Source organism: Weizmannia sp. WK01, assembly GCF_025905465.1.
Lineage (GTDB): Bacteria > Bacillota > Bacilli > Bacillales > Bacillaceae_C > Weizmannia > Weizmannia faecalis.
This window is the reverse complement of the sequence record NZ_CP109616.1, coordinates 1,188,684-1,214,682: the sequence shown is the minus strand read 5'-3', so window position 1 is coordinate 1,214,682 and position 25,999 is coordinate 1,188,684. Positions and strand designations below refer to the sequence as shown.

Here is a 25,999-nt window from a genome sequence, read left to right as displayed (position 1 = left end):
GACAGGCTGTTTTTTTATTTTAAGGGGTTCGAATCAATAGAATTCTTCGCTTATGAATGAGGAAGAAAATTATTTTTCTAAAATCCTCAACTAATGTGCCCTACCGTGGCTATAAGGTGAGAGGAAAAAAATCCTCCAATGAAAGCATAGTTTTTCTCTCACTGCTCCTTGACAACTGAATACCCCGAAATGCAAGAGATATTTCAAGCAGAATATGCCATGACGATAATTCCGAGCGTAATCCTTGTAAGATAACGAGGTTGTGTCAAACAAGGCAAACCCTCTGGAACAGTAGCGTTTCGGGTCATTTATAAAAGGCAAGGAGGTGAAATAACTGAAAACAAAATATGATAACTTGCCACAGAAGCTTAAAGATAAGCCACAGTTTTGCTGTTGGAAATATGAAGAACGAAGTGGTAGAAAAACCAAAGTTCCCTATAACCCAGTAACAGGAAAAAGGGCAAAAGCAGATAAACAGGGTACTTTTAAAGATTTTAGTTCGGCTGTAGCTGCTGTAAGTAATTATGATGGTATCGGATTTTTGGTGGGTAATGACATATGTGTTATCGACTTAGATGATTGCTTTGATAGCAGCGGTAAGCTTAAGCCTGTTGCCCAAATTGTTGTAGAGGCTTTTAGTGGTTGCTATATGGAACACAGTCCATCTGGGAAAGGGCTTCATATTTTCTTTAAGGCCACTGGCTTTGACTTTGACAAAACAAAATACTATATCAACAACAGAAAGCTGGGAGTTGAGGTCTATGTGGCTGGAGCAACAAACCGCTTTGTTACCGTAACAGGCAATGTATTTGTAGATGGTGATATACCGGAGAAATCGTATGAATTACAGATGATACTAGACAAGTATATGCTACGTCCTACTCCTGTGAGGCAACTACTGGATACAGAAAGTCAATCCTATCTGTCTGACAAGTCTGTTATTGAGAAGGCTTTAAAATCGGTAAACGGAGAAAGGTTCAAAGCATTATGGGAGGGTGATAAATCTGGCTATGCTTCTGCCAGTGAAGCTGATTTGGCACTTTGCGGTATGCTGGCATTTTGGTGTGGCAGAGATATTGGACAGATGGACAGACTATTCCGAAAAAGCGGCTTAATGCGGAATAAATGGAATAGACCGCAGTCCGGCAGTACTTATGGAATGATAACCATAGAAAAAGCTATCGCAAATGTTGCTGAAATATATAAACCAGGTGGTAAGCGTTCATCAGCTACAGAGGATTTTGGTGAATGTTCTCTTACTGGCTTTAAGCCTGAGAGTAACGATCGCTACCCTTGGACGGATATTGGGGCAAGCAGGCTGTTTGCTGATTATTATAAATCTTTTGCCCGATTTGTTCCCGAAAGAAAAATGTGGTTTTGCTACGAGAATGGCATTTGGATTCCCGATGTAGGTAATCTCAAAGTGATGGAAATGTGTAAATCATTGGCTAACCAACTGCTAACCTATGCTTTGAATATTCAGGATGAACATCAAAGAAAGGCGTACATTGACTATTGCCGAAAGTGGCAGTCAAGAAGATACAGGGAAACGGTGCTTAAGGATGCACAGAGCGTATATCCCATATCAATGGCTGAATTTGACCAAGACTTGCTTATGCTCAACTGTGCCAATGGAACATTGTTTTTAACATCCATGGATTTTCGTCCCCACAACAGCGAGGACAGACTTACAAAGATATCTGGCAGTATCAGTGGAGACACTCAGTATGAATGCCTGTTTGTTCTCTATGGTGCTACAACTCGAAACGGTAAAGGTACGACGCTATGTGAGAGCGTTCTTAAGGTATTGGGCAGTTATGGCTGTACCGCAAGGCCAGAGACTATCAGTCTGAAAAAGAACAATAACAGTTCAAGTCCAAGTGAAGATATTGCCAGGCTTGCAGGAGTACGCTTTGTGAATATCTCCGAACCTAGCAGAGGACTTGTCCTAAATGCTGCACAGGTAAAAAGCATGACGGGTGGTGACACCATCAACGCAAGGTTTCTACATGAGAATTCTTTTGACTTTTCGCCAAAGTTTAAGCTGTATATCAACACCAATTATCTGCCTGTTATTACGGATATGACGCTGTTTTCCAGTGGCAGAGTGGTAATTATCCCTTTTGAACGACACTTTGATGAAAGCGAGCAGGATAAAAACCTAAAACGTGAATTCGCCAAACCGAAGAATCAGAGTGCTATCCTTAACTGGCTAATTGAAGGCTATCAGCTGTTAAAAAAGGAAGGCTTGACTTTACCTGATTCCGTTAAGACAGCAACGGAAGCTTATAAGCGTGACAGCGACAAAATAGCATTATTTTTCGAGGATGCCTTGGAGGAAAGTCATAACAGTGAGGTGCGGACATCCGAAGTGTATGCCCGGTATCAGCGTTGGTGTAGTGCCAATGGATGTTATTCGGAGAATGCAAGAAACTTCAAACAAGCATTAACAGCTATCGCCCGTGTAGAACGGAAACGACCACGTTCTGGTGGTGGAATGACCACAATGCTTATCGGATATAAGCTGACAGAAGAAGAATTTTTTCTTATTTAAACACAGTGTAGCAGCTTGTAGCAAGAAAAACAGGTTATTTAAAAAATCGCTCTCGTATAGAGAGTTTAGTTTTTACCTGCTACATCTTGCTACAAAGCTTAAAACCACTAAAACCACTGGATACAACTTCATGTGTTAATACCTGCCCTAGGGGAGGTCAAATCTCCACACCTTTTCATCTGGATAACGGGCGTGGGGCAACGCGTAAAAAAACGCGGTTTCAAACGGGGTATATACCCCACAATCCATTTTAATTTAGGAGGTAAACGATTATGGCAACATCAACAACTTATAATAGAGCGTTTTGGAATGTTATGAAAGGAAAAGAAGAAAATAATCAAAATCTAAGAGAGGGCTTTGATAATGCAGGAGCCTATGTCGCACCAGATGAGTTCAGAGAAGGCTTTAACACTGCTTTGGCAAAGGAGAATATATTCCGCAGATTTGCTACTGTTATCAATCTATCTTCTGCAGAAGGTAAAATTCAAGCTGTATCCTCAACGGGTACAGCAGATTGGGTTGAAGACGGAGATCCAATCCCCGAAAGTACCGATACATTTACACAGTTTCTGGTGAAATCATACAAGCTGGCATCTCTTGTCAAGCTAAACTGCTCATTCGTCACCGATATGAACTTTAATCTTGAAAAATATCTGATTGGTGATTTTGCGAAGCGTTTTGGCAAGGCTGAGGAAAATGCATTGCTTAATGGAAATGGCACAACTCAGCCAACAGGTATACTTACGGCAGATGCAGATGTAACTACAGCAGATAGTGCTATTATCTCTTTTGACGAGATTATTTCGCAGTATTTTTCATTAAAAGATGAATACCGAAATAACGCTGTGTTTATCATGCACGATAATACTGCCATGCTTCTTAGAACCCTTAAAAATACAAATGGCAGTTATCTGTGGAATCCTTCAGATAACACCATCTTCGGAAAGCCTGTAGTTACCTCTCCATATATGCCTACATTATCTGCAGGAGCAAAAAGCATTGTATTTGGAGATTTATCATACTACTGGCTGATTGAGCGTCTGACCGCTCCTAAATGGGCGCTTTTTGCAAATGTAAAAGGCCGGGGGTATCCCGGCCTTTTACATTCTGCTCGCCACTTCTTTTACAATATCTTCAGCAGACATGCCTTTTGCATCAATGACAGGCGCCTTTGTCATCGTGTCATTGATCCCCATTGCGTTCATCTCGCTGCCAGTTACAACACAGCAGTCACAACCTTGTACATCTTGTTCGTTCTTAATGGTTTTCACTTCATATCCTTTATCGCGCAGCGCTTCCTGGACATTTGTCAAAGCCTCTTCTACACCGATTATTACAGCCATGGTTAACACCTCCCTCTTTTTTATCGTACCCATCTGATTTTAGAAAAAACATGTTTTTTCCCCGGCCGCAGACGGATGCTTTTTATTTTTTAATGGTGCTGAGAATCCGGTTGATTTCTGTATCATGTCTCCCGGTTTTACTGAAATAGCCGATATCTTTTTGGCACACGTCAATTCCCGTGCGGCGGCAGCAAAAATATTTTTGTGTTCTTCCGCTTTTCATTTGTATATTTAAAAATCCTCTCCGCATTTTTGAATACATTCATCATGCCCCGTATTGAAAAGCCGCACAGTTTTGCCAACTGTGCGGCTTTTTTGGCGTGCGCCTTTACTTGCCGAGCAATTCGTCCGAAAGCCGGATAAATTCGCGGGCATCTTCTGCCATAAGGTTAATGCCGGCTGCCCAGAAGTCCGGTTTTGTCAGATCAACGCCAAGATGTTTTTTGGCAAGATCTTCCACCTTCATCCGGCCGGTATCGCGCAAAAGGGCAATATATTTGTCTTCAAAGCCATCTGGATTCTTCAAAAATTCGGCGTAAATGCCAAGGCTGAATAAATAACCGAATGTGTACGGAAAGTTGTAGAACGGCACATCGTCAATAAAGAAGTGGAGCTTGCTGCACCAGAAATGCGGGTGGTAGCCGGACAAGCTGCCGGCATACGCTTCTTTTTGCGCCTTTTCCATCAGTTCATTGAGCCTTTGTTCGGACACAATGCCTTTTGAACGCTCTTCGTAAAAACTTTTTTCAAACAGGAAGCGGGCATGGATGTTTAAAAACATAGCCGTTGCATTTTCAAGCTTTGCATTTAATAAAGAAACTTTTTCTTCCTTTGACTTTGCATTGGCGACAGTCGCATTGCCGATGATCGTTTCTGCAAAGGTGCTCGCCGTTTCGGCCACGTTCATCGCGTATTCGCGGTTCAAACGCGGCAAATCGCGCATGACATGGCTGTGGAAGGCGTGGCCAAGTTCGTGCGCCAACGTGCTTGCATCATTTGTGGAGCCGGTAAATGTCATAAAAATCCGCGACTCTTCGAACTCCGGCAGACTGGTACAATAGCCGCCCGGGCGTTTATTCGGCCGGTCTTCCGCCTCTACCCAGCGGTTTTCAAGGGCGTGTTTCGCAAATGCAGACAGTTTCGGCCCGAAAGAAGCAAAATGTTGGATGACAAAATCGCACGCTTCATCATATGTAAATCGGGCCGGTTTCATATCGCCGAGTGCAACCGGCGCATCAACATCCTGCCAGCCGAGTTTTTCCATCCCGAAAATTTTTGCTTTTTGGTTGAGAAAGTCGACAAACGGCTGCTTGTTTTCAGAAACGGCTTTCCACATCGCATGAAGCGTGTCTTCAGACATCCGGTTGTATTCAAGCGGCTCTTCGAGAAAAGACTTCCTGCCATGGGCTTTTTGCAGCGTAATCCGGTACCCGTCCAGGTGGTTGAGCGTATCGGCAAAAACCGGCGCATATTTTTCCCATGCCGCTTCCCAGTTTTCGAACAGCTGTTTGCGCACTTCCGGATCCGGGTCGGCATACATCCGGTTCATCGCCTGGCCGACGGATAAGGATACCGTCTTGCCTTCTTTGTCCGTAAACGGGATTGTCATAACGGAAACAGCTGTGTCATACAATCTGCTCCAGCCGGCCAGCCCGTCCTGGTTGAGATCGGCAATCAGCTTTTCCTCTTCTTCCGACAAGAGCCGTTTTCCTTCATCGCGCGTTTCATTGAGGGCAAAGGAGACTTCGCTCAATTCCTTGTCCTGTAAAAACTTTTTCCAGTCTTCGTCCGAAATGGCCACCAGTTTTTTCTGAAAAGTGGTCCCGAGCTTTTGCATCTCGCTGTACAAATCCATGATTTGGCCCATCACGACATTTGCATAGTCATCATCCATATAGGCATCATGCCACATTTGCACAAATGTCGCAGACTGGCTGAGCCCTTTTTCGATCTCTTCCTGTTTTTTCAGGATGGCTTTAAACGGCTCCGGAGACGGGTCTTTCGAAAATGCCCATCCGTCGAGTCGGCTTTTGTATTGCCCGATTTCTTCTTTCAGCCCGCGCAGTTTTTCCTGCAATTCCGGCGATTTTGTGCCGCCCGGAATAACGGCATCCAGATCCCAAGTATTCTTATATTTCATATTTGCAACTCCTTTCTTTCTTCCATTTTACAGGGTACCGCACAAAATACCAATATATTTACAATCACGGTAAAAAATTTCAGGGCCGGATCTTTTTTTGGGGGAATGTTTTGCATTTTTAAAACGCCAAGTGGGCATTTGCATACTTAAAAGGCGCGGCTATATCAACCGCGCCTTTTGTTTAATGCATCCAGGCAAGAGACCCCATCGGATCCCAAGGTTTCAGGGCGATCGGATCTTGTTCCCATGCTTTTTGCAATTCCTCCGGCAAATATTTTTTGTCAATGACGATTTGGTACGTATATTCATCCATCCAGGCGTCACTCATGACAAAATAACCGTCTTTGCCCACTTTTTCACCCCAGCTGTTTTCCACTTTCCATCTGTCCGGTTTGCCGTCAACGAGGTTGACACCGGTCAGTACCATTGCATGCGTCATCACACTGTCTTTATAATCGAGGCGTTCTGCTTTGGTCATTCCGAACGAGAATCCGAAAGCTTTTTCCAAATCAAAAAGGCCGGTATCCATGATGCCTTCATTCCGGTCTGATGATGCTGCAACATCACAGCCGAACCAGACGCTGCGGTTATCCTTCAGCTGTTTTACGGCCAGCGATTTAAAGGTTTCGATATCGACATTTAAATATTTGACCGGTTTGCCGCCAACCACATTGCCCAAATACTGCACCGTATACGTTTTGCCGTACGGTTTGTCGCTTGTCGGCGCATTGATAATGCTAATGTAATTGTCGAGGTCAAACCCGACGTATTTCTCAAAAAATGCCTGCGGGGTGATATTTTGCTCGCGATGGAACAATTTGTCGGTATCGCGGAATTCAAAATCAAAGGTCTTCGGCGGCTCACCGAGTGCAAAGGCAAGCAATTTGTAAACTTCTGCAAGCATACCTTCTTTCGCTTGCCGCAATTCTTCTTCCGGCTGCCCTGCTGCGTGCAATTTTCTCAGTTTCACCGCGTTTTCGCGGAGTTTGGCATTCAAAAGCGAATTAAGTTCGCGTGAGCTGCTGCTGTTATACGTTTCCGGCATGACCTGTTTCGGCACAACGCCGTATTTTTTAATGAGCGCGACGAGCATATCCCACTGCCCGCCGTCCTGCTGCGGGGTTTCAAGCAGCCAGGAAATGAGCCGTCCTTCCACAGGTTCGTCTACGGTTTCAATCATCGTTTCCAGGAAGTAATTGGCTTTTTCAAATTTGTCCCAGAAATTCGTATAGTTTTGCGAAAGCTCAAAGTCTTTCAATCTGAATTTGGCATTTAACTTATGCGTAAACGTATTTAAGGCGGCAAACATCCAGCAGCGCCCGCTTTGTTTCTGATTTGACACTTTTCCCGTTTCAATTTCGTGGGAGAATACGTGATTCATAGAAACCACAGCATCATTGTTGATTGTCGCGGCCTTTATCCCGTTTTTCATCATTGCATTTTGAATCACTTTGTTTTGCGGCAGTTCGCGGATTTGTCGGGAAAACCGCTCCGCCATTTCCCGTGTAATGTCTTTTGCCATTTAAATCTTCCTTTCCATTAAGTTCTTTTTTATTATACGCCTTTTTCAATCAGATAAGACAATTTTGCGTTTTGGAAAAGCATGCCTTTCTGAAACGGGACACGGTTCGGTGATTTTTCCTTTGCATTTCCGCTGTGCGGTGAGGAAGGGTTTTTCGTCCGCTTCTTTCACACGTTTTTCGAAATTATGGTATGCTGTTTTACGAGAAAGACTCAAACGGGGTGATGGCAGATGAGTGAAGAAAAGGATTATGAAACAAAAGGTTATGATACAAGTATTGTTTATGATTATAAAGAAATGCCCGACGTCCATCCGGGCCGCTGTGACAATTGTGGTTACAGCCACTTCAAGTCATCGGTCAAACATGGCGTGTTTTTGCGTGAATGCCGGAGATGCGGGATGAAAAAGAGCATTTAACAGGCAAAAGCGGACTTCCTGCAAATGGGAAATCCGCTTTCTTCAATTTAGCATCCGGGGCAGTCGGAATGATTTACGCAAATTCAGCTGCATCAAAATCGCCATTCGCAGAGATAAACCGCTCCCGTCTTCCTATTTCGCAGCATGGCTGTGAGCGTTCTGTTTTCGGAAAATTCACCCAAATTCACGGACGTTTCCGTACGTCTTTAAAGAGTTGCATACACATCCGGATGGGGCCTTAGCACAAGCAGAAGCGCCTGTTCGTTCCGGTGCGTATTTTGTCTTTCAACACGCAATCCTTGCCGCCGAGTCATAAAAAATTTTGGGCAGCCCGGACCTTTATCGCTCATCTATGTAATACGGCTTTATTTGCTGAACCAAATAAAGTAACCGGCAAGCACCACGACGATAAGAAAAAGCACAATGGTACCAAAGACGACTCTTTTTGATTTCAAAATAAAACGCTCCCCTCTGCACGGACTTTCTGTTACATTCAGTTTACCCAACGAGGGGAGAATTCAAACTGGCAGGATTAGGCTTCTTTTGACATTTGCAGCGCCTTCAGAATGGTTTTCAACGAATTGCTTTTGCCGTAAAGCAGCACGCCGCCGCGGTAGATGCGCGCACCTGCTATCGCCATGAAAACAATCGTGACAACCATAACCGCCACGCCCGAAAGCCCTGCCCATACTGGCAAGTCGAGCATGCCGACCCGCAAAAACATGAGCATCGGCGTAAAAAACGGAATGTACGAAAGAACGGTAATATAGCCGGCAGAAGGGTTTCCAAGCCCTGCCATCGCAAGGAAAAAACCGATCATCACAAGAAACGTCATCGGCATCATCATCTGCTGGGCATCTTCAATCCGGCTGACAAGCGAGCCGAGAAAAGCCGCTAACGTGGCATACAGCAAATACCCGAGCAGGAAAAACACCACGGCATACACAATCGTTGAAACCTTTATATCCGAAAATCCAAACACAGAAAAAAAGCCGCCCGTCAAGTGATTGATATTTTGTTTGATAGTGGCGTAAGCGGCGGCAAGGAGCACCGCCATCTGTGTCAAACCGAGCAGGGCGCCGCTGATGATTTTCGCAAACATCTGCTGCACAGGCGGCACGCTCGAAATTAAGATTTCCATCACGCGTGAAGCTTTTTCAGTCGCCACTTCCATCCCGACCGCACTGGCGTAAAAAATGACCGCAAAATAAATCGCAAACAGCAAAATATAGACAAGCCCCCTCGCCTGCGCCAGTTCTGCTTCGGATTTTGCATCCCGCTCCAGATTGATGCTCTTAAAGGATGCGGGGCTGTTTAAAAGTGAAAGCTCTGCAGAAGAAAGCTTCAGTTTTCCTGCCGCCATATTGCTTTTTACAGCCTGCAGCGCCTGCTCCAAACTGTCCGTAGTCCCGGTATCGGCAAGATTCGGGGCTTTATAGACTGCTTTCGGCATGCCAGCTGCGTCAAGCGATAAAACAACATACCCTTCATATTTTTCCTTTAATACTTCTTTCCGCAACGCACTTTCGCTTTTTTCGGCCTGCACAAGCCGGATATCTTTATCAACGGTTTTTAATTGCTGCTTAAGCGGCCCGTACAGCGTGTTCGTCTCATCCAAAACCGCAACCTTTTTCTGCTTGCTGCCGGCAAACATATCGATCATCCGGTTTATGTTTCCCATCAGCAGGACAGCAACAAGCAAAATAGCCGTCGTGATCACAAAGGATTTTGTTTTTAGTTTTGACATGTAGGCATGACCGATTAAAATGCCGAACCTATTCATAGGAAGCCCCCACCTTTTCTATGAAAATATCGTTTAGAGATGGTTCTTCAAGCGCAAACTTGCGGATGAAACCTTTTCCGTTGATTTCATCTAAAATTTTTTGCGCCGCTTCCATCCGGTCAATTTGCAGCTCTGCCCCGAGCGCCGTTTTCTTAAATCGGACGACCCCCGGGAAGGCACGTAAAAATGCCAGATCAAAATCAGCATGGATCACGACATTTTGTTTCCCAAATGCACGTTTGACCGCTCTCAGTTCACCATGCACAACCGGGCTGCCATGATGCATAATGCACAAATGCTCACAAAGTTCTTCAACATGTTCCATCCGGTGGCTTGAAAACACAATGGTCGCGCCCTGATCCCGCAGTTCTGCGACCGCTGTTTTTAACGTTTCCACATTGACCGGGTCAAGGCCGCTGAAGGGCTCATCTAAAATCAGCAGCTTCGGCTTATGTAGAACAGCAGCGATAAACTGGATCTTCTGCTGGTTTCCTTTTGACAGTTCTTCCACCCGTTTATCCAAATATTCTTCGACATGAAAACGGCCAAGCCAGTATTTTAGTTCTTTCACCGCATCCTGCTTGCCCATCCCGCGCAGCCGTGCAAGATAAACAAGCTGGTCTTTTACTTTTAATTTTGGATACAGCCCGCGTTCTTCCGGCAGATACCCGATTTCTGGGCTCAATGTGTAATCCATTTTGCGCCCGTTCCAGGAGATGTTTCCTTCATTCGGCTTTAATAGACCAAGGATCATCCGGAAAGTCGTCGTTTTTCCTGCTCCGTTTGCCCCTAAAAACCCGAACAGCTCCTTTTCCGGGATCATTAACGACAAATCGTTTACCGCTGTAAACGCGCCAAATTTTTTCGTCACATGTTCCAACACCAAGGACATGATTTCCCCTCCTTTGTTCGTACTTACGCAAACCGGCAGGAAAAGTTTCAAAAGTCTGCAGGAAATTTCCCCTGATGATCCATACATTTTAAAAAAGCAGCTTTTTCAATGACTTGTTACTACCCATTTGATGGATGAGTTTTTATAAATTTTCAGTCATATAAAGAAAAATTACCGCTCATCATCATGCAAATTGGTGCCCGGGCTTGATGCAAACTGAAGTTCATTTTATATATAAGTTGAACTAATATTACTACTTCTTTATGTATAGCCAGAAGCAATGTTCAGCTGATTTTGGTGCGAAAAATTTAAGTTCATTTTTATATAGCTGGCTTTGTACATTTGCCAAACAGTGTTTTCAAAAAAAGCAGCGGGTTTTTCTATATTTTCCCGCCGCTTTTTTGAAATTAATAAGCCGTCCACCCAGCATCTGCCGTAATCACGGCACCATTTACGAAGGAAGCATCGTCTGAAGCAAGGAACAGGGCGATAGTCGCAATTTCTTCGGGTTTTCCGCTCCTCGGGTTGATTGCCGACCCGGACATTGCCCGCTCAAGCCCGAAAGCATTTGGCTCGCTCATGGTTGTGCCGATATTCGTTTCCACCCCGCCTGGCGCAATCGCATTGCAGCGGATGCCTTTCAGTGCATATTGAAAACCGACGTTTTTTGTCAACCCGATCACCGCATGTTTGGACGCCGTATAAGCGGCGCCAGCCCGCGATCCGTTCAGCCCGCCGACAGAAGCAACATTGACAATGACGCCGTTTCCTTTTTCAATAAAGATCGGGAGTGACTTCCGGATCGTGCGCATCGGCCCGGTTGTGTTGACAGCAAACACTTTTTCCCACAGGGCGTCTGTCAGATCCCCAGCCGGCACCATATTATCCATGATCCCCGCATTATTGACAAGAATATCGAGTGTTCCATACTCTTTCACGGCGGTATCAATCAAATGTTGCACATCTTCTTCGCTCGCCACATTGGCCTGGACTGCCAGAGCTTTGCCTCCTGCAGCTTCTATTTCAGCAACCGTCTGCTGCACACCTTCCAAATTGAGGTCGGATGCCACCACTTTTGCTCCTTCTTTTGCGTAAAGCGCTGCAATCGCCTTGCCCATACCAGAGGCAGCGCCTGTTACAACCGCAACTTTTCCATCCAGTTTTGCCATAATCCCCTCTCCTTTCTGAATGCGCTTTCAAGTATTCGTGAATGCGCTCACAAATATTATATCCTATCACTATTCATCTTCCAACTTTAAAGATGAACCTAAGTTGTGAAAGTTAAATAGAAGTTAAAATTGAAAAATTCCCCCAAACTTTGGGTAATATCGGGTAAGAACCAAGGTACTTCTCTTGCCTTGCAGAAAGACTAGAAGGTAGCTTCGATTAGTCTTCTTCTGCGACAGAAAAAGTATTATCAAATGAAATGACAGACACTTTTTTCCCATTTTTTTCATAGATGGTCATAGCACCTTCCCGGTCAATTTGCTTCCATCCGCACCACTGGATTTCCTTCCGATAAACATAGGGGAGCCCGTTCACTTCACTTGCTTCCCACCATTTATACATTTCTACGGACTGTTTATCCTTTACAAGCTTTGCGCTTACAGGAATAGGAAAACCAAAAACTTTGCTGATTGCCGGAAAGCAAAGGCATAGATCCCTGCAGCCAGCAATAGCAGTAAAACAAAAGTTAACACATATTTCCGTTTCTTTATCAAAAAGACTCCCCCTGTATTAGACGAAAATTCAGAATCATATTTATTATAACTTATTCATTCTTTCCGGTCGAGAAACTCTAGGTTTCAGCTACCTCACCGTATTGTTAGGTTTTCAGATTTATTTTTTGGTAGCGCGGCACGAACAGAACAGGGACCTGGCAAAAGTTTTTGATTCAGTCTTTATGCAGGCTCCAAATAAAACTTCATCGTCTTTATGAAGAAAATATACATAAAAAAACGCCAGCCACTCCCTCGATTTATGCCGATTTAAATCGAAAAATCGGAGAAGCAGCCAGCACTCAGCTAAATTTTGTTTTATAATTTACCTGTTTCATATGCCTGTTTTCCGAGCAAAATCGCCCCTGTAATGCCGGCGTCGTTGCCAAGGCCCGGGGACGTAATATATTCGGACAGCGGTTCAGGCAGCTTGATATAACCGTTGATCAGCTCGGTCAGTTTTTTGTGTATCAGCGGGAACAATTGCTGTTGGTGCATCACGCCGCCGCCCATGATGATTTTTTTCGGCGACACAATTAGAATGTATTGCATGAGCGCCTGTGCCAGATAATCTGCCTCCATTTCCCAGACTTCCGGACGGTCCGAGAGTTCTTTTCCTTTCTGCCCCCACCGCGCTTCGATTGCCGGCCCGGCTGCGAGTCCTTCGAGGCAGTCATGATGGAAAGGGCATGCCCCTTCAAAATGATCATCCGGGTGGCGGCGCAAAAGAATATGCCCCATTTCCGGGTGCGACCATCCTTCAAGGAGATTGCCTTTTACAACGGCTCCAGCTCCGATACCGGTACCGACCGTGATGTACAGGCAGCTGTCTAGCCCTTTGGCCGCGCCAAGCACCGACTCCCCGAGCGCCGCCCCGTTCACATCTGTCGTAAAACCGGCCGGAACGCCCAATGCTTTCTCTATCGTTTGCTTAATGGGATAATTTTGCCAGGCCGTTTTCGGTGTTGTTGTAATGTATCCATATGTATCACTTTCCGGATTGACGTCAATCGGCCCAAATGAGGCAATGCCGATTGCTTTTGTCTCGAACTGTGAAAAAAACGCGATTACATCTTTCACCGTTTCTTCCGGATCGCGCGTCGGGAACTCAACCCTTTCCTGAATTTTCCCTGTTTCATCTCCCGTTGCACAAACAAATTTTGTACCGCCTGCTTCCACTCCGCCAAAAAGCATGGTGATTCCCCCTCAATAAAATTGGTTTGAATGGCCTCTCCGTTCATAATGGAGAGGTAAATATCTCTCATTCTAGTATACCGTTTTCTTCAATTGAGTTAAGTGTTTATATATCGGAACCCGCATAAAATGTGACAAATTTGTTTCTCATTTTTTTCTCATTTTTTCTTCATGACTTTTTAGTGTAAGAGGGTTATATTTTAGGTGTAGCAAGGAAAAAGCAACAAACCCTTAAGTTTCTAGATACCCCCCTTAATGTCTAGAAAAAACTCCCCTTACCAACCGGCATTGTGCCGGTTTTTTTTCGCATTAAAGCCGGCGCAATCTTGATGCCCCGGCCCGTAAGTCTGCTTTACATCTCCTCATCGTCCTCTTCATCCCAGTCGTCTTCCAAATTTTCATCGTCCAGGTCCCAATCTTCCCAATCCCCTGTTGTGTCCAGTTTGAACAAATCTAACAGGCGCTTGAACATTTGTGGCGTCTCCCTTCTTTTTCCTTATAGGATTTACAGGTTAAAACCAATTTATACGGTATAAGAAAAAGGCCGGGCGAAAAAATATACATAGAAGCAAACCCGGGGGTGGACGATTTGGAAACCTGGTTTTATCTCCATGTGATGAACACGTTATACTTTGTATTTTTTATGTTTGCTGTGCCGCCCGCCATCGCAGCCCTGATTTGCCGGCCCGAAATCAAAAAATATTTGGAAAAGAGGAAAGAAGGCAAGCCATGAAAAACGATGATAAAAGAATTTCTGAAGGGTTAAACGGATGGTTTGAAATGATGAATGCAAAAGGAGATAAAGGAGAAATCGCGCAGATCGTGGAAAAATACAAGGCGCGGGCTGCAGACAGCAACGATGCTGCCGATCAAGACAAGAAGTAGAGTTTCAACAAAAATCGACAATTCTCATCAAAAATTTATTTTTCTTTCATGATCTTTTAGGAAAAGAACCGTACTATTATACCTGTAGCAAGGACAAGTTACAAAACCCTATACCAACTAGACAACCCCCCCTTTTTGTTGTCTAGCAATACCCCCTTAAAAACCGGCTTTTGCCGGTTTTTTTATTTTTTGCTACTTTGTTGCCGGCTCATTATCATGCGAATGGATGACCTTGTCTTAGTGTCAGTTATATAAAATGAAACGAAGGGTGTGAGGACCATGAAAACGGTGGTGAAGTTTTGCCTGACGCTCGTATTGGCTTATTTTATCAACCAACTGATATCCCGGATATTTGCCTACTATCTCCCAGAAGAAGGCGCTGGCGCGATCTTTATCCCGATTCTGATTTTTTCATTTTGTCTGTTAGCCGGATATGCCATTGTAGGCTATATTTTTAAGATTGCTGCAAAAAAATAGTCCGGGGCACCGTTATTCGGCATCCCGGACAAGAACATAGCGGTCTTCAATCGTTTTCGGCGATACCAGATTGCCGGTGCCGAGCATAATGCTTTCGTTTTGGACTGCGACCACCATGGCAAGTGTTTCATGCTGCTTTTCTTTATATACTTGTCCGATTTTGATTTCCATGGAGCCCCACCTCTATTACAAGTGCGTACGGCGTTTTTTCTGTTCTTGTATCACTTTATTCCGCTCACCGCCGTCTGAAAGTTCTTCGTATTGAAATTCTGTCTCATCACTTTGAGCCGCAAGCAAATCAGCGGACGCCTGATGGTTATTGGGTGCCGCTTGTTCATTCCATTTCACACGGATCGCCTCCTTTCTTTTAATATGCGTCCGCTTCCGAAAAAAATGCGCGCCGGATTGCCGTTTCCATTTTTTGTGGAAAACAGCGTCCCTGGCTTTTTGGAGGATTCTCCTCAGCATGCGGCCGGGTATTACATATTCCTGCAGCTAAATAGGGCTTGCTGAACGAATTAGAATTTGGCATTTTATGGATTTGACAGACCAAGTGGACGTACAGCTCCTGTATTGTCCCCGCAGCCATGCCTAACGTCGCTGTAGCAAGGGGGGTTGATAAATGAGTCCCCCAAAAATTGGATGTGGGGGTTAAAAGATGGATTTTTGAAGTTTTTAAAAACGGCTCAAAAAGATTTTATCTTATTGAGGGTGGAATACCAGAAAATGATGGACGATACCCGTTAGAAAAAGTGACATTGAAAAAATAACTGATGTGTCCCCTAAATAAACCGAATTGACAGCAAGATATTTCCTCTAATCAGGTTGCTTTTTATTTTGGCGGAATGGGGATGCGGACTCTCTTTATCTCGCCCTGAGCAAGGCGTTAAAAGGAGTCTTTATGTTTGAAGGCGTTAAAAAACAATCGTGAAATAAAAGGTGCTGCAACCAAAAAGCAGAGGAATGATTATAACGTAATCGGTCAATCTCACCTTATAAAAATGGTCATGATTTAGAAGGATTTAATGACGAGGAGCAAGAAGTATTATTTGTTAGGAATTCCAAATTTAAAATTTCGATCCAAACTGTTAAGGATAGAAAAATTATTTTTGAAATGGAGACATTTTAATATGGGAAAAAAAGAAAAATTATTTTCTGCTCCTCGTTGGACTGAACCTATAGGACTAAAATCTGATGGATCTCCAAGTGCAATTAGTAGTGGGACAAAGCACTATGAAACAGAAGAAGAACGACAGAAAGATATCGAAACGACAAGATATATACGTGAAATGCTGAAATAAAGAATGGAGGAAAACAATAAAAATTTTTAAGTACCTTGTGCTGGGTACTTTTTCTTTTGCCTATGATTGAAAGCGTTAAAAAACAATCATGAGATAAAAGGTACCTGCAACCAAAAAGCAGAAGAATGATCACGACGTAAATGGTCAATCTCACCTTATAATAAAAAGCAAAAATGGTCATGATTTAGAAGGATTTAATGACGAGGAGCAAGAAGTATTATTTAAACGTAATACAGCTTATAAAATCTTATCCAGTCAATTTATAAATGGTAGAGTTATATTCGAATTGGAGGAAATCCTATGGATAAAAATAATAAACCATATTCCGACCGTCGTTGGACGGATCCAATTGGAATAACAGAAGATGGGGAAATCAGCGCTATTTCCATAGGAACCAAACATTATGCATCAGAAGAAGAAAGACAAAGAGATATCGAAGAAGGTAAGAAGATTCGAAAAGAATTTTTGAAAATGCTAAAAGAACGCCATAAAAACAATAAATAGAATTTGTCGTTGGAATATTATGATCCATTCCATGGATTCCAACGACATATTAAAAACCAAAATTACTTTTAAAGAATATATATCTTTGAAGGATAGAATGATGCTGCCCAATCGGTAGAGATTTGAAAGGAATTAATGATCAGGAGGCCAAAGTATTATTTAAGAGAGTCAATTTAAAATCTTAAATCAAAAGTTTCAATCCGGTAAAATTTTGTTTGAGTTGGAGGAAATGTAAATGAGCAGCAAAAAACTATTTTCTGACAAACGATGAACAGAACCACCAGGAATGACATCCGATGGTAAATTCACTGCTATTGTAAGCGGAACTAAGCATTATGCTTCTGAAGAAGAACGACAGAAAGATATTGAAACGACAAGACTTATACGCGAAATGTTGAAAAAGAGAATGAAGGAAAACAATAAAAATTTTTAAGTAGGGCTTGCTAAATAAGCAAAATTCCTAGATTTGGCAAGGATGCAGACAGGTTCGGCAAAAAATTAATGAGAATTTTTCTTCATATAAAATGAGCTCCGTTTTTCCCATCCGGATGGATATCACATTCAAATTTAGGATCTCCCTCACGTCTTCGTTTTTCCAAATCTATCCATGCTGTAATCAGCTCTCTTCATCAAAGGTGCTTGGTTTATCCATATCAAGCGTTGCCGGATTCTGGATGTTTTTCGCATGGGCTGGTAAACTGAATTTACAGGCAGCGGGGTGTGTAAATTTTTTCCTGAATGCCATTTTTTCCGGGAAGGCGAGGCAGCCCCCATCTTGAGAAGGAGGTTTTCAACATATGGAAATTGAAAGAGGCACGATTAAAGATGTCCCGTTTGAAAGCAGGGAACTCGGGGAAACGCTCAATCTCTGGGTATACTTGCCGGCGCGTTTTTCCCCGCTTTATAAATATGCCGTATGCATATGCCAGGACGGAAAAGACTTCTTCCAGCTCGGCCGGATTGCACGTGCGGCGGATGAACTGCTTGCAAAAGGCGAAATTGAAGACTTGATTATTGTCGGGATCCCTTATGCGGATATTCCGGACAGGCGCCGGAAATACCATCCTGACGGCGAGCAACATGGCGCTTATATCCGGTTTTTGGCGCATGAACTTGTCCCTTTCCTTGACCGTGAGTTTCCGACTGCGCAAATGGCATCGGACCGAGCACTGGCGGGAGACTCACTGGCGGCAACCGTCTCGCTCATGGCGGCATTCAAGTACCCCCATACATTTGGAAAAGCCGCATTAATGTCGCCGCTCGTGAATGAAAAAGTGATGGAAGCCGCAAAACAATGTACGGATCCAAAGTTGCTGGACATTTACCATATTGCTGGAAAAGGCGAGACGGAAGTGAAAACGACTGACGGCAAGATCCAGAATTTTATCACACCGAACCGCACCCTGCATCAAGTTCTGGAAGAAAAAGGGGTCCCCGGATTTTATGACGAATTTGACGGTGATCACTCTTGGAGGTACTGGCAAAAAGATTTGCCACGTGCCCTCAAGTACCTGTTTAAAAAAGATTAATTTTCGGCAATTTTTCTGATAAAATTGTATTATAACGGCTTAATATCCAGAAAGAGGAGGCCATTTTATGAATTATGCGCTTGTTGTCTTTCCATCAAAAAAACTTCAGGACCTTGTTAACTCCTACCGGAAGCGCTATGATCCGAAATACGCGCTAATCCCGCCGCATATTACGCTAAAAGCAGCGTTCGAGGCATCCGAAGAAGAGGCGGAAGTTTTTCGCGGGCAACTGAAGGAAATTGCCAAAAAATACAACCCGTTTTTGTTGAAAGTAACAAAAGTGAAATCTTTTGAACCCGTCAGCAATACGATTTATTTTAAAGTTGAACCGACGCCTGAACTGGAAGGGCTTTTCGCAGATTTCAGGGACCGTCTGCCGGGCGGGCCGCCTCCGTACCCGTTTGTGCCGCATATTACCATCGGCCAGGAGTTGTCTAAAGAGGAACATGCCGATGTGTTCCGCCAGCTGGAAATGGTTGGCATTGACCACGAAGAAAAGGTAAACCGGTTCCATCTTTTATATCAGCTGGAAAACGGGGTTTGGACCGTTTATGAGACCTATCATCTCGGAAAGGACTAACAAATGTGGACGTAATAATTGTAGAAAATGAAGAACAACTGGAGACGGCTTTTCAAATCCGGAAAAAAGTATTTGTAGAAGAGCAGCACGTCCCGGTTGAAGAAGAAATTGACGCATTGGAACAGGACTGCACGCATTTTCTGCTGTACGATGATGAAGGGAAACCCTCAGGCGCCGGGCGTTTTCGGATGGTGGACGGGTACGGGAAAGTGGAACGCATCTGCATCCTTCCGTCCGTGCGCGGGAAAGGGGCCGGCCGGGAACTGATGCTGGCAATTGAACATTATGCCGCAGAACAAGGCGTGCAAAAATGCAAATTAAACGCACAGACACACGCGATTCCTTTTTACGAAAAACTCGGATACCGTGTTGTTTCCGGTGAATTTCTCGATGCCGGCATTCCGCATAAAGCAATGGAGAAAACGATCAAATAGCATCCGGAAACTGGGGCTGCAGAATCCGTGACAAAGCGGCGAGAAGGAGTTGTGTCTCGCCGCTTTGTCTATAGAATGGCCTTATTTTTTTGCACCAATTTTGTTTATTTTATATAATCGCTTTTTCAACCTTGCTGCTTATCTTGTGAAAAAATTCACACTTCAGCGGGAAAGATTTAAACCGAAAGATCAATATATTGCCCCAGGCCGGTGATTTTTGCGATGATCCGGCTTTTTGCCGGTTTTCTTCCCGGTTGTTCATTTGCTTTAAAATGGTATTCTGTTCCGCCCGTGACGCCGTTTTGCCGCTTAACAGGATAAGCCCTCGAAACGGCATCTGCTTTTTCCACTTCAAGCTGGCGTAAGGACATTCCGTCATAAAGCCGGTACTGGCTTGCCTGATAGTCTGGAATTGGAGCGATCAAACTCATGGCAGTCACCCCTTTAAATGATTTCTATATTCTTTTCCCTCTCTTCTTTCATTTTAAACAGAAAAATGCGGACTTGCATCTGATTTGCAAGCCCGCTTTGGTTACTTTCCGTTGTTCATCATTTTGTTGATCGTGTTAAAATCGAGCTTTTTTCCATCTTTGACAATTGATTCAACAATTTTATCTTCCAGCTCTTTCGGTACCCGTTTGTTTGCAATTTGCGAGACGCGCTGGATGATGCCACGGACGGTATTTTCATCTTTAAAATTCGCGTTCTGCAGGGAATTTGCAAGCTGGAAAATGTCATTCATATTAACGCCTGTCTTCTTTTCGATATTCTTGAAAAACTGATGATCCACCTTCGTCGCTCCTCTCTTCAAGCTGTTTTATCGTATGAAAAAAGAAGCCGGATTGACAGTACAAAAGTGGATTTTCAATTGAAAACGTGTTAGCCGGAATTTTACATTGCAAAAAAGTGCATTTTCCCGGTGCACAAGCTTGATTTACAGCCAGTGCTTTGATGAAGGACAGTTTGATGTTTCATGGCACTTGTTTTGTCTTTCATCAACCTGGTGAAGGACAGTTTGGCGTTTTTCGGCCTGGGTTTTGTCCTTCATTACCCTGATGAAGGACATTTCTGCATTTCCCGACCTGAGTTTTGTCCTTCATCACCTCGATGAAGGACATTTCGGCGTTATCCGCCCGGTGTTTTGTCTTTCATCACCTCGATGAAAGACAATTTGACTTTGCCAGGCCAGTGTTTTGTCCTTCATCACCTCGATGAAGGACAATTGGGCTTTGCCAGACCTGGGTTTTGTCTTTCATCACCTCGATGAAGGACAATTTGGTATTTTTCAGCCGGTGTTTTGTCCTTCATCATCTCGATGAAGGACATTTCGGCTTTGCCAGGCCTGGGGTTTGTCTTTCATTGAAGTTGCCAAAAGGAAAAACAAGCTGCATCTGGATCCGAAATGTCCTTTTGAAGCCGTCAAAAGGACAAAACACGATGTATCCGGGCCCGAAATGTCCTTTTGTAACCGTCAAAAGGACAAAACACGCTGCATCCGGGCCCGAAATGTCTTTTTGAAGCCGTCAAAAGGACAAAACACGATGTATCCGGGCCCGAAATGTCCTTTTGTAACCGTCAAAAGGACAAAACACGCTGTTTCCGGGTCCGAAATGTCTTTTTGAACCTGCCAAAAGGACAAAACACGTTTCATCCGAGCTCGAAATGTCTTTTTGAAGCCGTCAAAAGGACAAAACACGTTTCATCCGAGCTCGAAATGTCTTTTTGAAGCCGTCAAAAGGACAAAACACGTTACGTCTGGATCCGAAATGTCCTTTTGAAAGTCAAGTCCAGGTTATTGTGTAAATTTATGGGCAAATGTTTTCAACCACCCCTTCATTTTTTCGGCTTAACTTCCATGGATTTTTTTCTTCATCTCCGGGAAGGGATGTCAAATGCCTTTCAATTTGACATCCCTTCCCGGAGATGAAATCATCCATGATGGAAGTTAAGCTGAAAATGCTGCTAACTATTCTTTCCCATAAGTGACTTCCTCTTCGAGTATTCTGTATCTTGATACTGCATTAAAACGGCACCAACCAAACGAAAAGCAGATTGGGTATTAGGAAAAATGCGAATGACCCTTTCCCTTCTACGAACCTCTTGGTTAAGCCGCTCGAGGGAATTAGTACTCCGTATGTGCATACGAATATTCTCAGGAAAGTTCATGTATTGGATAGTATCTTCAAAACCTTCATCTAAAATGGCCAGGGCTTTTTCAAATCTTGCTTCTGTACCAAATTTGTTTATTAATTCATCTTTAAACTTGCGTATGTCCTCAATCGTAACGGCCTCAAACACGCGCTTAATCATCACCCGGATTTCTGCAGTATCTTTTTTGGGCAGTTTTTCAATGATATTGCGTTTAAAATGAACATTGCACCTTTGCCAAGCAGTGCCAATGAATTCCCGTTGTATTGCTTTCTGAAGGCCCATGTGAGCATCGGAAATAACGAGTTTTGGTGATTGGAGTCCACGTGATTTAAGTTGTTTAAAAAATGAACTCCAACTCTCCAAACTTTCTGCATGGTCAACGCTTAAACCCAGTATTTCACGTGTATTCTTCTCTGTAATGGCAGTCGCAATATAAACAGCCTTTGATATGACCTTATGGTGCTCCCGTACTTTTATATACATGGCGTCCACAAACACATAAGGGTAGTAGGTTGTATTCAACGGTCTCTCGGCCCAAGCATTCACAATGGGATCCAGTTTTTGCGTAAGGGAAGAGACAAACGACTTGGATACATTCTTACCGCAAAGCTGTTCTACGACATTTGTGACCTTACGGGTAGAGACGCCATTGATGACCATCTCCAACATAGAAAGGACGAAAGCTTGGTCACATCTGGCATACTTTTCAAATAAGGTAGTTGAGAATTCGCCATTACGTGTCCGGGGAACTTTTAATGTAACATTGCCGATGCTCATCAACAGCTCGCGTTCATAGTAACCGTTCCGGTAATCCCGGCGTTCAACAGCGCGTTCATAAGGGCTCGTTTTTAAATAGTCATCCCTTTCCTTTTCCATAAACTCGTTTAACACGAGGACAACCGCTGATTTAATTACCGCGTCAAGATCGGAAGTCATGATGGCTTCTTTTAAAACATCCAAATTTAAGTTAAACTGTAAGTGAGTCATTTTATCTCCTCTTTTCATTAGTTTATCGTCGTTGAAAACAGTGTTGCCAAGAGTTGATAAAATGACTCCTTCTTTTTACACAATTATACGGACTTAATCCTTTTGAAGCCGTCAAAAGGACAAAACACGCTGCTTCCGGGTCCAAAATGTCTTTTTGAACCTGCCAAAAGGACAAAACACGTTACGTCTGGATCCGAAATGTCCCTTTGAACCTGCCAAAAGGACAAAAAAAGGATCGCGTTTGGGCCCAAATATCCTTTTGAACCTGTCAAAAGGACAAAAGGAGTCGCGACTGGATCAAAATGTCTTTTTGAAGTTGCCACACGGACAAAACAAAACATTACTCCGATGAAGGACAATTTGACGGTTCACTTTTGTCTATCCTGAAAAATATGCGCCAGCTGATTTTCATTCTACTGTTGGTGCGCGTTCACTGCAGCATGGGCGTCTAATTGGATCTTCCAATTAGACAAAACACGCTCGGGTTCCGGGGCTTTTGTCCAATTAGAGGCGGCTCGGTCATCGTTCCCTATGAAGAACAGTTCGCCGATTCCCGGCCTCGCATTTTGTGCCCGTTCCCCTCGTACGAGCGTTTTTTCTCCGGCTATAAAAAAAGGCGGGGAATCCTCCCCGCAACTTGTCAGCAGAAGCTTGCACCGACAATAATTAACAGAATGAACAAAACAACGATCAATACAAATGTGCTGCCGTAGCCGTAACCACCGCCGTAACCGCCATAGCCGCAGCCGCCGCCATAACCGTATCCAAACATGTTTTTCACCTCACTTCTTGTATTACACTATACAATATGTAAGGTGCAGGCATTCGGTATAGGCGTGTGTCAGGGACGGCATCATTATCCTCTTGGCTTAAAGAGGAGCGAGCCGATAAATCCGAAAATAATCGCAGCCGAAATGCCGGAAGATGTGACTTCAAACATGCCGGTCAATACCCCGACAATGCCATGCCTTTGCACTTCCTGCATGGCGCCAGTTGCAAGCGAATTGCCAAAACTTGTAATTGGAATGGTCGCCCCGGCACCGGCAAAATTTACAAGCGGTTCATAAAGGCCGAGGCCCGATAAAATCGCGCCGGCCGTAACGAGGACACTCATCGTATGCCCCGGCGATAATTTTGCGACATCAAACAGCAACTGGCCAATTACACAAATCAGCCCGCCAATCACAAAGGCCCAGAAAAACATTGCAAGCATTACGCATCCTTCCTTTCTTACAAATACTCGATCGCTCAGGCTCACACAATCCATGCTGCAACCTAAGCGAATACTCGATCGCGCACCTCAAATTATCCGTATCCGTGCCGCAACCTAAGCAAATATCGATGGCGCAGGCTCAATCCATGCCGCAACGCAACCCAGGCAATACCCTTTCTTACAAATATTCGATGGCGCAGGCGTGCGCGATGCACGGAATGGTTTCGCCCTGCTGATAAGACAAAGGCGACAATAGTGCGCCGGTTGCGACGAGCAAGATTTTTTGGTAACGGCCTTTTTTCATTTCGTTTAGCAAATGGCCGTACAAGACAATCGCTGAACATCCGGCCCCGCTTGCCCCGGCCTGCACGGGCTGGGACTTGTCATATACCATCAGGCCGCAATCCTGGAACTGTTCGCTGCGAATGTCAAGATTCCTCTGTTTGAAAAGATCGAGCGCGATGGAACGGCCAATTTTCGCCAAATCGCCGGTCACAATCAAATCATAGTAAGATGGATCACGGCCGGTTTCCCGGAGATGCTGTTCAATCGTATCGACCGCAGCCGGCGCCATTGCACCACCCATATTAAACGGATCGGAAATGCCAAGGTCCAGTACTTTTCCGATCGTGGCCGACGTAATCCGCGGCGCCGGCCCGTTTTCTTCCGTACCGACCACCGCGAATCCCGCTCCCGTCACTGTCCATTGTGCGGTCGGCGGTTTCTGCCCGCCGTATTCGGTCGGATAACGGAATTGCTTCTCTGTTGTTGCATTGTGGCTCGAAGCCCCGGCCAGCACTTTCTCCGCCCCACCGTGATTAACGATGAAAGCGGCAAGCGCCAGGCTTTCCATCGAAGTGGCACAGGCGCTAAAAAGGCCCAGGTAAGGAATCGCATTTGTCCTTGCCGCAAAACTTGTCGGCGTGATTTGGTTAATCAAATCACCAGCGAGAAAAAACTGAATATCGGTTTCCTTAAGGTTTCGCTTTTTCAGGGCAATGCCAACTGCTTCCTCGATCAGTTTGCGCTGGGCTTTTTCATACGAATCCTCGCCGATCCACAAATCTTCAAAAAACCGGTCGAAATCGTCTGCCATCTGCCCCTTTTTCTCAAACGGGCCCCCGACAACACCGGTTGAAAGAATGGCCGGGCGGTTCGTGAAAGTCCATGTTTGCGATTTTGCGGGCATTACGATCCCCCCCACATCATGATGACGGTCCGGATCAGGACGACAACAAACGCGGAAAACACACCAAATACAATGACGGTGCCGGCCAGTTTAAAAATATTTCCGCCGACGCCGAGCACATAGCCTTCCGTCCGATGTTCAATCGCAGCGGATACAACGGAGTTCCCGAAGCCCGTTACCGGCACCGCGCTCCCTGCACCGGCGTACTGCCCGATATGGTCATAAATGCCAAAGCCGGTCAACAGCATGGATAAAAACACCATTGTCGCGGTTGTCGGGTTGCCGGCCGTTTTTTCGGTGAAATTAAACATGTATATATAGAAGTAAGTAAGGGCCTGACCAGCCAGACAAAAACAGCCGCCTACCCAAAATGCACGGATGCAGTTTTTCAATACCGGCCTTTTCAGCTCATGCTTTTTTTCGAACTGATCATACGCTTTTTGTTCGGGTGTTTTGTTTTGATTTTTGTTTGCCATTATCTCAGCCCTTTTCCTATGTTAATTCCTGTTTCAGCTTGATGATGTCTTTGAAACGTTTTTTTGCCTTGCCGGCTGAAATTTTGTGCTCGTCCATATCTTCCTTGAGGCGGACGGTTTCCAGGAAAATTTTATAGTCGCTGGAAGTAATAAATTTGCGTCCGGGGTAGCGTTTCTTTAAAAAGGCGTTGAGCTGTTTTTCGATTTTCTTCATTTTAAAACGGTGCAGATGCCTGACTTTGTAGGCAACCAATGTTTCTTTTGGCCCTTCAATGATGGCCACATCGTAAATGCTGTCAAAGCCAAGGACATCTTTTTTCAATTGTCCTGAAACGGCCTTATTCCCGGTGTTCGTGAGTCTCACCGGCGACGGTTGTGTTTTTTTCACAAGGGCCATTTTGCTGTCCTTGTGTTCCGGCCCGTTAAAACCGCAGCCGGTGAGCAAACATACTGAAGCTAAAACATACATGATTTTTTTCATACTCATCCCTCTGCGCTTTCAACTTTTACCTCTCTATTTTTCGCGCAAGCGCAGATTTTATAATTAGAAATTCTTGCCGCATCCTGGAAAAAAGGGAAAACAAAAGCGGAAGTGCAATCCTGCCTTCCGCTTTTGTTTTATCGCGTTTTTTTGCCGCCGCAGCCGCATCCGCCTTTTTTGACTTTTTTCTGATTGTTTGTATACGCCGGGACGGATGAAGGGGTGACCG

29 protein-coding genes and 1 pseudogene are annotated in these 25,999 nt (G+C 44.4%); 11 read left to right on the top strand and 19 right to left on the bottom strand.

Going from position 1 to position 25,999, the window contains the following annotated elements; genetic code table 11:
- Positions 1-355: 355 nt before the first annotated feature.
- Together OF158_RS05530 and OF158_RS05525 are read left to right on the top strand one after the other, a co-directional pair.
- Positions 356-2,554 carry a phage/plasmid primase, P4 family gene (locus OF158_RS05530; protein ID WP_035182010.1) on the top strand — a complete coding sequence of 733 codons (2,199 nt, stop codon included), beginning with the start codon at positions 356-358 and terminating at the stop codon, positions 2,552-2,554.
- A 272-nt stretch (positions 2,555-2,826) separates the two neighbouring features.
- Positions 2,827-3,585 (top strand): annotated as a pseudogene (locus tag OF158_RS05525) (phage major capsid protein); the annotation flags it as partial.
- 69 nt (positions 3,586-3,654) lie between these two features.
- Here OF158_RS05525 and OF158_RS05520 read toward each other — a convergent pair.
- From OF158_RS05520 to OF158_RS05510, 3 genes are all read right to left on the bottom strand, one after another.
- Positions 3,655-3,897: a YkuS family protein gene (locus OF158_RS05520; RefSeq protein ID WP_014095682.1), complete on the bottom strand. Its 243-nt coding sequence runs from the start codon at positions 3,895-3,897 to the stop codon at positions 3,655-3,657.
- A 328-nt stretch (positions 3,898-4,225) separates the two neighbouring features.
- Positions 4,226-6,037, bottom strand: coding sequence for a M3 family oligoendopeptidase (locus tag OF158_RS05515; RefSeq protein WP_035182012.1), 1,812 nt, complete (start codon positions 6,035-6,037; stop codon positions 4,226-4,228).
- Positions 6,038-6,218: 181 nt separating this feature from the next.
- Positions 6,219-7,559, bottom strand: coding sequence for a C1 family peptidase (locus OF158_RS05510; RefSeq protein WP_035182013.1), 1,341 nt, complete (start codon positions 7,557-7,559; stop codon positions 6,219-6,221).
- 231 nt (positions 7,560-7,790) lie between these two features.
- Here OF158_RS05510 and OF158_RS05505 point away from each other — a divergent pair, with 231 nt between their 5' ends.
- Positions 7,791-7,976, top strand: coding sequence for a DUF8096 family protein (locus OF158_RS05505; protein ID WP_013858831.1), 186 nt, complete (start codon positions 7,791-7,793; stop codon positions 7,974-7,976).
- Positions 7,977-8,341: 365 nt separating this feature from the next.
- On the opposite strand, the gene OF158_RS17610 is transcribed toward OF158_RS05505, so the two are convergent.
- From OF158_RS17610 to OF158_RS05480, 6 genes are all read right to left on the bottom strand, one after another.
- Entirely contained in the window at positions 8,342-8,431 is a 90-nt protein-coding gene (locus OF158_RS17610; RefSeq protein WP_017554202.1) for an archaellin/type IV pilin N-terminal domain-containing protein, read from the bottom strand.
- Positions 8,432-8,508: 77 nt separating this feature from the next.
- The gene (locus tag OF158_RS05500) at positions 8,509-9,759 is read right to left on the bottom strand and encodes an ABC transporter permease (protein ID WP_035182015.1); all 1,251 of its coding nucleotides are present in this window, start codon (positions 9,757-9,759) and stop codon (positions 8,509-8,511) included.
- The gene (locus OF158_RS05495) at positions 9,752-10,651 is read right to left on the bottom strand and encodes an ABC transporter ATP-binding protein (protein ID WP_014095687.1); all 900 of its coding nucleotides are present in this window, start codon (positions 10,649-10,651) and stop codon (positions 9,752-9,754) included. Before OF158_RS05495 ends, OF158_RS05500 begins: the two co-directional genes overlap by 8 nt.
- Before the next feature lie 407 nt (positions 10,652-11,058).
- Complete coding sequence (locus tag OF158_RS05490; protein ID WP_026684067.1) at positions 11,059-11,820, bottom strand: SDR family oxidoreductase; 762 nt, start codon at positions 11,818-11,820, stop codon at positions 11,059-11,061.
- Positions 11,821-12,037: 217 nt separating this feature from the next.
- Positions 12,038-12,220 carry a hypothetical protein gene (locus OF158_RS05485; RefSeq protein ID WP_225620979.1) on the bottom strand — a complete coding sequence of 61 codons (183 nt, stop codon included), beginning with the start codon at positions 12,218-12,220 and terminating at the stop codon, positions 12,038-12,040.
- A 467-nt stretch (positions 12,221-12,687) separates the two neighbouring features.
- Positions 12,688-13,563 (bottom strand): ROK family protein, encoded by an 876-nt coding sequence (locus tag OF158_RS05480; RefSeq protein WP_014095690.1) that lies wholly within the window; start codon positions 13,561-13,563, stop codon positions 12,688-12,690.
- Positions 13,564-14,152: 589 nt separating this feature from the next.
- Between OF158_RS05480 and OF158_RS05475 the strand changes: the two genes are divergently transcribed.
- From OF158_RS05475 to OF158_RS05465, 3 genes are all read left to right on the top strand, one after another.
- Positions 14,153-14,296: a hypothetical protein gene (locus OF158_RS05475; protein ID WP_164931346.1), complete on the top strand. Its 144-nt coding sequence runs from the start codon at positions 14,153-14,155 to the stop codon at positions 14,294-14,296.
- Positions 14,293-14,448 carry a hypothetical protein gene (locus OF158_RS05470; protein WP_014095692.1) on the top strand — a complete coding sequence of 52 codons (156 nt, stop codon included), beginning with the start codon at positions 14,293-14,295 and terminating at the stop codon, positions 14,446-14,448. Before OF158_RS05475 ends, OF158_RS05470 begins: the two co-directional genes overlap by 4 nt.
- 279 nt (positions 14,449-14,727) lie before the next feature.
- Positions 14,728-14,925 carry a hypothetical protein gene (locus tag OF158_RS05465; RefSeq protein WP_035182016.1) on the top strand — a complete coding sequence of 66 codons (198 nt, stop codon included), beginning with the start codon at positions 14,728-14,730 and terminating at the stop codon, positions 14,923-14,925.
- A gap of 12 nt (positions 14,926-14,937) precedes the next feature.
- Here OF158_RS05465 and OF158_RS05460 read toward each other — a convergent pair whose 3' ends face one another.
- Positions 14,938-15,096 (bottom strand): hypothetical protein, encoded by a 159-nt coding sequence (locus tag OF158_RS05460; RefSeq protein WP_019721857.1) that lies wholly within the window; start codon positions 15,094-15,096, stop codon positions 14,938-14,940.
- 15 nt (positions 15,097-15,111) lie between these two features.
- Positions 15,112-15,273, bottom strand: coding sequence for a hypothetical protein (locus OF158_RS05455; RefSeq protein ID WP_225620978.1), 162 nt, complete (start codon positions 15,271-15,273; stop codon positions 15,112-15,114).
- Between the two features lie 782 nt (positions 15,274-16,055).
- Here OF158_RS05455 and OF158_RS05450 point away from each other — a divergent pair.
- The 5 genes from OF158_RS05450 (at position 16,056) to OF158_RS05430 (ending at position 19,273) form a co-directional block, all read left to right on the top strand.
- Entirely contained in the window at positions 16,056-16,226 is a 171-nt protein-coding gene (locus tag OF158_RS05450) for a hypothetical protein (protein WP_164931345.1), read from the top strand.
- Positions 16,227-16,526: 300 nt separating this feature from the next.
- Positions 16,527-16,730: a hypothetical protein gene (locus tag OF158_RS05445; RefSeq protein ID WP_014095695.1), complete on the top strand. Its 204-nt coding sequence runs from the start codon at positions 16,527-16,529 to the stop codon at positions 16,728-16,730.
- Positions 16,731-17,527: 797 nt separating this feature from the next.
- Positions 17,528-18,259 carry an alpha/beta hydrolase gene (locus OF158_RS05440; RefSeq protein WP_014095697.1) on the top strand — a complete coding sequence of 244 codons (732 nt, stop codon included), beginning with the start codon at positions 17,528-17,530 and terminating at the stop codon, positions 18,257-18,259.
- Between the two features lie 67 nt (positions 18,260-18,326).
- On the top strand, positions 18,327-18,839 hold the full coding sequence (locus tag OF158_RS05435; RefSeq protein WP_014095698.1) for a 2'-5' RNA ligase family protein: 513 nt from the start codon (positions 18,327-18,329) through the stop codon (positions 18,837-18,839).
- A gap of 5 nt (positions 18,840-18,844) precedes the next feature.
- Positions 18,845-19,273 (top strand): GNAT family N-acetyltransferase, encoded by a 429-nt coding sequence (locus OF158_RS05430; protein ID WP_014095699.1) that lies wholly within the window; start codon positions 18,845-18,847, stop codon positions 19,271-19,273.
- A 176-nt stretch (positions 19,274-19,449) separates the two neighbouring features.
- On the opposite strand, the gene OF158_RS05425 is transcribed toward OF158_RS05430, so the two are convergent.
- The 8 genes from OF158_RS05425 to OF158_RS05390 form a co-directional block, all read right to left on the bottom strand.
- The gene (locus tag OF158_RS05425; RefSeq protein WP_014095700.1) at positions 19,450-19,704 is read right to left on the bottom strand and encodes a hypothetical protein; all 255 of its coding nucleotides are present in this window, start codon (positions 19,702-19,704) and stop codon (positions 19,450-19,452) included.
- Positions 19,705-19,805: 101 nt separating this feature from the next.
- On the bottom strand, positions 19,806-20,063 hold the full coding sequence (locus tag OF158_RS05420; RefSeq protein ID WP_014095701.1) for a sporulation-specific transcription regulator SpoVIF: 258 nt from the start codon (positions 20,061-20,063) through the stop codon (positions 19,806-19,808).
- Between the two features lie 1,172 nt (positions 20,064-21,235).
- Complete coding sequence (locus OF158_RS05415; RefSeq protein WP_017551449.1) at positions 21,236-22,411, bottom strand: IS256 family transposase; 1,176 nt, start codon at positions 22,409-22,411, stop codon at positions 21,236-21,238.
- A 640-nt stretch (positions 22,412-23,051) separates the two neighbouring features.
- Positions 23,052-23,183, bottom strand: coding sequence for a YjcZ family sporulation protein (locus OF158_RS05410; protein ID WP_017551778.1), 132 nt, complete (start codon positions 23,181-23,183; stop codon positions 23,052-23,054).
- Between the two features lie 84 nt (positions 23,184-23,267).
- Positions 23,268-23,624 (bottom strand): stage V sporulation protein AE, encoded by a 357-nt coding sequence (spoVAE, locus tag OF158_RS05405; RefSeq protein ID WP_014095703.1) that lies wholly within the window; start codon positions 23,622-23,624, stop codon positions 23,268-23,270.
- Between the two features lie 178 nt (positions 23,625-23,802).
- Positions 23,803-24,813: a stage V sporulation protein AD gene (spoVAD, locus tag OF158_RS05400; RefSeq protein ID WP_014095704.1), complete on the bottom strand. Its 1,011-nt coding sequence runs from the start codon at positions 24,811-24,813 to the stop codon at positions 23,803-23,805.
- Entirely contained in the window at positions 24,813-25,289 is a 477-nt protein-coding gene (spoVAC, locus tag OF158_RS05395) for a stage V sporulation protein AC (protein ID WP_014095705.1), read from the bottom strand. Before spoVAC ends, spoVAD begins: the two co-directional genes overlap by 1 nt.
- Before the next feature lie 16 nt (positions 25,290-25,305).
- Positions 25,306-25,770 carry a sporulation protein gene (locus tag OF158_RS05390; protein WP_014095706.1) on the bottom strand — a complete coding sequence of 155 codons (465 nt, stop codon included), beginning with the start codon at positions 25,768-25,770 and terminating at the stop codon, positions 25,306-25,308.
- Positions 25,771-25,999 lie beyond the last annotated feature (229 nt).

What these genes read in the sequence shown, in the direction of transcription:
- OF158_RS05520 (WP_014095682.1), bottom strand. Translation starts at nt 3,897, where the DNA reads ATGGCTGTAATAATCGGTGTAGAAGAGGCTTTGACAAATGTCCAGGAA.
- OF158_RS05515 (WP_035182012.1), bottom strand. Translation starts at nt 6,037, where the DNA reads ATGAAATATAAGAATACTTGGGATCTGGATGCCGTTATTCCGGGCGGC.
- OF158_RS05510 (WP_035182013.1), bottom strand. Translation starts at nt 7,559, where the DNA reads ATGGCAAAAGACATTACACGGGAAATGGCGGAGCGGTTTTCCCGACAA.
- OF158_RS05505 (WP_013858831.1), top strand. Translation starts at nt 7,791, where the DNA reads ATGAGTGAAGAAAAGGATTATGAAACAAAAGGTTATGATACAAGTATT.
- OF158_RS05500 (WP_035182015.1), bottom strand. Translation starts at nt 9,759, where the DNA reads ATGAATAGGTTCGGCATTTTAATCGGTCATGCCTACATGTCAAAACTA.
- OF158_RS05495 (WP_014095687.1), bottom strand. Translation starts at nt 10,651, where the DNA reads ATGTCCTTGGTGTTGGAACATGTGACGAAAAAATTTGGCGCGTTTACA.
- OF158_RS05490 (WP_026684067.1), bottom strand. Translation starts at nt 11,820, where the DNA reads ATGGCAAAACTGGATGGAAAAGTTGCGGTTGTAACAGGCGCTGCCTCT.
- OF158_RS05485 (WP_225620979.1), bottom strand. Translation starts at nt 12,220, where the DNA reads ATGTATAAATGGTGGGAAGCAAGTGAAGTGAACGGGCTCCCCTATGTT.
- OF158_RS05480 (WP_014095690.1), bottom strand. Translation starts at nt 13,563, where the DNA reads ATGCTTTTTGGCGGAGTGGAAGCAGGCGGTACAAAATTTGTTTGTGCA.
- OF158_RS05470 (WP_014095692.1), top strand. Translation starts at nt 14,293, where the DNA reads ATGAAAAACGATGATAAAAGAATTTCTGAAGGGTTAAACGGATGGTTT.
- OF158_RS05465 (WP_035182016.1), top strand. Translation starts at nt 14,728, where the DNA reads ATGAAAACGGTGGTGAAGTTTTGCCTGACGCTCGTATTGGCTTATTTT.
- OF158_RS05460 (WP_019721857.1), bottom strand. Translation starts at nt 15,096, where the DNA reads ATGGAAATCAAAATCGGACAAGTATATAAAGAAAAGCAGCATGAAACA.
- OF158_RS05450 (WP_164931345.1), top strand. Translation starts at nt 16,056, where the DNA reads ATGGGAAAAAAAGAAAAATTATTTTCTGCTCCTCGTTGGACTGAACCT.
- OF158_RS05445 (WP_014095695.1), top strand. Translation starts at nt 16,527, where the DNA reads ATGGATAAAAATAATAAACCATATTCCGACCGTCGTTGGACGGATCCA.
- OF158_RS05440 (WP_014095697.1), top strand. Translation starts at nt 17,528, where the DNA reads ATGGAAATTGAAAGAGGCACGATTAAAGATGTCCCGTTTGAAAGCAGG.
- OF158_RS05435 (WP_014095698.1), top strand. Translation starts at nt 18,327, where the DNA reads ATGAATTATGCGCTTGTTGTCTTTCCATCAAAAAAACTTCAGGACCTT.
- OF158_RS05425 (WP_014095700.1), bottom strand. Translation starts at nt 19,704, where the DNA reads ATGAGTTTGATCGCTCCAATTCCAGACTATCAGGCAAGCCAGTACCGG.
- OF158_RS05415 (WP_017551449.1), bottom strand. Translation starts at nt 22,411, where the DNA reads ATGACTCACTTACAGTTTAACTTAAATTTGGATGTTTTAAAAGAAGCC.
- OF158_RS05410 (WP_017551778.1), bottom strand. Translation starts at nt 23,183, where the DNA reads ATGTTTGGATACGGTTATGGCGGCGGCTGCGGCTATGGCGGTTACGGC.
- spoVAE (WP_014095703.1), bottom strand. Translation starts at nt 23,624, where the DNA reads ATGCTTGCAATGTTTTTCTGGGCCTTTGTGATTGGCGGGCTGATTTGT.
- spoVAD (WP_014095704.1), bottom strand. Translation starts at nt 24,813, where the DNA reads ATGCCCGCAAAATCGCAAACATGGACTTTCACGAACCGCCCGGCCATT.
- spoVAC (WP_014095705.1), bottom strand. Translation starts at nt 25,289, where the DNA reads ATGGCAAACAAAAATCAAAACAAAACACCCGAACAAAAAGCGTATGAT.
- OF158_RS05390 (WP_014095706.1), bottom strand. Translation starts at nt 25,770, where the DNA reads ATGAAAAAAATCATGTATGTTTTAGCTTCAGTATGTTTGCTCACCGGC.